The 4,206-nt window shown below is 52.2% G+C and carries 2 protein-coding genes; one reads left to right on the forward strand and one right to left on the reverse strand.

Features of this window, described 5'->3' with window-relative positions:
- Nucleotides 1–236 precede the first annotated feature (236 nt).
- Complete coding sequence (locus QQJ84_RS06600; RefSeq protein ID WP_284257337.1) at nucleotides 237–2,855, reverse strand: AlbA family DNA-binding domain-containing protein; 2,619 nt, start codon at nucleotides 2,853–2,855, stop codon at nucleotides 237–239.
- Nucleotides 2,856–3,309: 454 nt separating this feature from the next.
- Between QQJ84_RS06600 and QQJ84_RS06605 the strand changes: the two genes are divergently transcribed.
- On the forward strand, nucleotides 3,310–4,206 hold an 897-nt coding region (locus QQJ84_RS06605; protein ID WP_284257338.1), incomplete at its 3' end, for a recombinase family protein.

The following is a 4,206-nucleotide window of genomic DNA, read 5'->3' on the forward strand; positions in this document are numbered from 1 at the left end:
CTCTGGACCGCGGGTTCGTTCCTCGGGGACTTTCGTACGCCAAGAGGCGCCCGAAACTCTCCACGAAAAAGGACGATCCGCTTTCGGATTAGGACTTAAGAAAGCAGACATGCCCTGATGTGCTAGCGATGGGCGTGGTTAACATACAACGCTCATCCAGCTACCCTGACTGTGTACCCCCGTCCATTTAGGTTGGAGGGGAAAGCTTCTCGCAGAACAGCCATTGAACGTCCAACCTAGGTTGTGCCTCGACTTAAAATCACTTTGCTCAAGGCTTCTATCTCGGAAATCGCTTTATTCAAATCTGGTGAAAGACACAAACGCTCGATATGCCCCGACAAGGCACTAAACCGTTGTAAATTTCGGGCAGTTATTTCTCGAGCAGTCTGTGAAATCGCCTTTCTAGCTGAAATAGAAGTTAGCATACGAAATGCCATAGCAGTTGTACGCTCCGCAACACGTAAATCGAGCCAGTTGTACTCATTGGCGGCTTTGAGCACTGCTCCAAGCAAACGACCGCATTCGTTGTCTGTCGGGCAATCCAGCGAGACCGTGTGCAGCCACTTTCGAATAAGAGATTTTTGTTCTTGCCTTGCATCACTCCGGTAAATCTGAATAACCCCTTCCGCAAGAACACCTTTAATTGCTTCAGCGCCCTGAAGAAATATCCGTTCCGCGTCAGAATATCTGTTGGCTCTTAGGTAACTCTCACCTTGTGAGGCATAGGCTTGTGATTTCAAAACAGTAAATCGCCCAGGCTGAGCTATCTTGGATTCACCATCTGTGCATACAGTTATAACATTGGCCCAATCTTTTTCCTCCTGCAGAGTTCGAATCCAAAATTCGTAAAGCTCGCTACGGCGACAACCTTGTGCAGCAGCGGAACGGAAAAGCTCGATTGCCTCCCTTCGGTTTTCACCGTCCCCTAGCTCCATTTTGCATCGCCCCATCATACAGACCAAGTCTGGGTGAGATGGTAAATGCTCTAACGCTGCTGCTGCAACTTTAACAGCACCTAGGGCGTCATTATTTCGAAGGTTTGCCATACAGCGACGAATAGCGTCTCGTACAAAAGGAACAGGGTCCTCATGCAGACGTCTCTGTTCTGCGCAACTTCTTTGTAAATTTTGATGGTTTGAGACGCGCGCTTCAATGACATTTGCCATCAATGTCAGAGTGCGAGGAATAATAATCGTTGCACCACCCGGTAGCGCACTGGCGACTTCAACCATCGAAAAGTCGCGAAGTTTGTCTAACCAGTTGGACACTTCAAAGGCACTTGCCTTAAGGACGGCAGCCAATTCAACTGAAGACGTCTCACGTAAATAGACGGCGGCAAGCAAAAGCCGCGCCTCTGCTACGGAAAGGCGGCTAACTTCTCTCGAAAATGCCGCATCGCGCACATTTTCGCCCGCAGCTCCACGCCAATCTTTCAGCGCGGCCTTAAATGGTACGCCAAACGACATTAATCGTAGAATGGATACTACGAACAGTGGAGATCCACCACTAATTGTGAAAAGCTCGCTTACATCAGAATTCGAAATACTGCCGGGAAATGGTATCCTTAAAAGGCGACACTTTGTTGCAACAAATTCTTGAAAGTCTGCCTGGTCAATCCCTCCCAACTCGATATATTGACCTCTCGGCATTCCAAGGTTTCGTCGAGCCGTCATAAGTGCTTTAGACTTGGCTTGGGCAAAGATAGTGGAAATTAGATAGTAAAGAGACTGCTGGTCGGAATCCTCCAACGTATCGACGTCATCTACGATTACAAGAAATTTGAACTCTTCTAAGAGTTCTACAATCAATTCAAGGCGACTCTGTCGATCGACGCGGTTGTGGATTATTTCCTCTGGGCACCCTAGTTCGATTGCCAGCGCTATCAAAAAGTCATCGACATTGAAAAAATCAACGCGCAACAACTCGGTATATCGATCTCGACTTGCTTGCCAATTTTTTTGCTTAGCACTTAGCCAAATCAATTTGTCAAATTGAGCCGGTCGAGAATAGACAAAAATTTCCGCGAAATAGTAAGCTAACGATGTCTTCCCAAGCCCCCCAAGGCCGCAGATAAGCCTTACTGGGCTAAATTTATCTGCGAGCCACTCCCAAAGTGCGGAAATGTCATTTTCTCTTCCAATGAATTTTCCCAGTTCCCCATCACGATCTGGAAGGTTGTTTTCTAAGGCAGCAGCCTCCAGGACGATTTCGTGATGGACCTTCCGCCTTTGGTCCGAGAACAGAAAAGCGTAATCTTCACCTGACTGAGCGGGCCGACATTCGTCCCTTTGCCGCAAGTAGAAGTCGCCTTTTTTGAAAGCAGATTTCCCGCTTGTTAGTTTGCGTGCATCCGATTTGAATTGCGCTGGCAGCAAGTTCGCTGGGCGTCGAGGAACAAATAGGAGCCCAATTTGGACTGCATTTTTTCCTGCCTCTTGCCAATTTAAGATACGATAGACACATTCGACACTTTGTCCTGTAACTCCAACAATTCTCTGATTCAAAGCCGCGACATCAAATCGCTTGTCAAAGCCGGCAAAATTTCTGGTGAGGTCGTCAACGCCAATAATAAGATAACCACCAAAGCTATTGTAGAATGAAACAGTGTCCTTTACGATTTCATCGACTTTGGCGTCGAATGTCGCCTTATGACCATCTGGGTGTTTAACCCCCGGACAGAGCCACGGTAGTGATGCCTTAAAATCCCATAGATCTGGTTCGTCCCATTTTGCGCCGCTTGAAAGGACGGTTTCCAGTACCGTGATTTCTGTCACACCACGTTCAATAAGAGCGAACACAGTTGCTCTCGTAGCGAAAAGACTCTCGTTTGCTCCCGTTATGGTGTTCTGAGTCACGGTCGGTATGGCTCCCTGGGTATTACTCCACAAATCGCCATTATAGACATCAGTGATAGAACAATGCCAGATGGTGCTCGTAAGATGGGTGCATCTGGCTGTTTGCTTCCAGTGCTCCAGAATTGGTGGCGGCGTTGCCAGCCCTGTCCTTTTATTGTCCGCAATAAGCCAGAGTAAAATTGGGTGGTAATGACCGACATGGGCGCAAACCCGGCAAAGGCAGGGCGTCCGAGCGTTAGCTTATTGGCCCGCCGCCCCCATTCCGGCACGCGACTGTGCATTGGTGCGATGACCGCGCTGCCCCTCAATATGTTCTTGCCAAAACTGCGCTGCCTCCCATAAACTGCCCCCCCGGACAGGATGGGGATGGACGCGTGGATCCAGGCCTGACGCCCCCGGTTTATTTCCAATCGGGCGACGCCCCAGGGCGCTTGGCCATATCCGGAACCTAACGATGCGTGTCGCCCTTTATGCCCGCTACAGCTCAGATTTGCAGCGTGATGCCTCGATTGAGGACCAGCTGCGGCTATGCCGCGGCCATGCGGAGCGCCACGGCTGGACATTGGTGGATAGCTATTCCGACCGCGCGATCTCCGGCGCCTCGATGCTGCGCCCCGGCTTGCAGGAGCTGATCGCGGATGCCGCCCGCGGCCGCTTTGATATTGTCCTGGCCGAAGCGATGGACCGCCTGTCGCGCGACCAGGAGGACATCGCCGGGCTGTATAAGCGGCTGAGCTTTGCCGATGTACGGATCGTTACCATTGCCGAGGGCGAGATCAGCGAGATGCACATCGGGTTGAAGGGGACGATGAACGCGCTGTTTCTCAAGGATTTGGCGCTCAAGACCCATCGCGGCCTGCGCGGCCGCATTGAGGCCGGTAAATCCGGCGGCGGCAATGCCTACGGCTATAAGATTATTCGCAGCTTCGCCGCCGACGGCACTCCCACGGCCGGCGAACGCGAGATCGCCCCCGTCGAGGCAGAGACCGTCCGCCGCATTTTCCGGGATTTTGTGAACGGGCAATCGCCACGGGCCATTGCGCATGTCTTGAATAAAGAGAATATCCCCGGCCCCAGCGGCGTCGGCTGGGGGCAGAGCACCATCAACGGCAACGCCGAGCGCGGCACCGGCATCCTGAACAACGAGCTGTATATCGGCCGCCTGGTGTGGAACCGGCTGCGCTATGTGAAGGACCCCGCCACCGGCAAGCGGGTCTCACGGCCGAATCCGCCGGAGAGCTGGGTCGTCACCGAAGTGCCGGAACTGCGGATCGTGGACGATGGCCTGTGGCAGGCGGTAAAATCCCGCCAGAGCAAAGCCCGCAATCCGGTTGCCTCATCCCGTGCCTTG

The sequence above is a fragment of the Acidocella aquatica genome (assembly GCF_030160635.1).
GTDB lineage: Bacteria > Pseudomonadota > Alphaproteobacteria > Acetobacterales > Acetobacteraceae > Acidocella > Acidocella aquatica.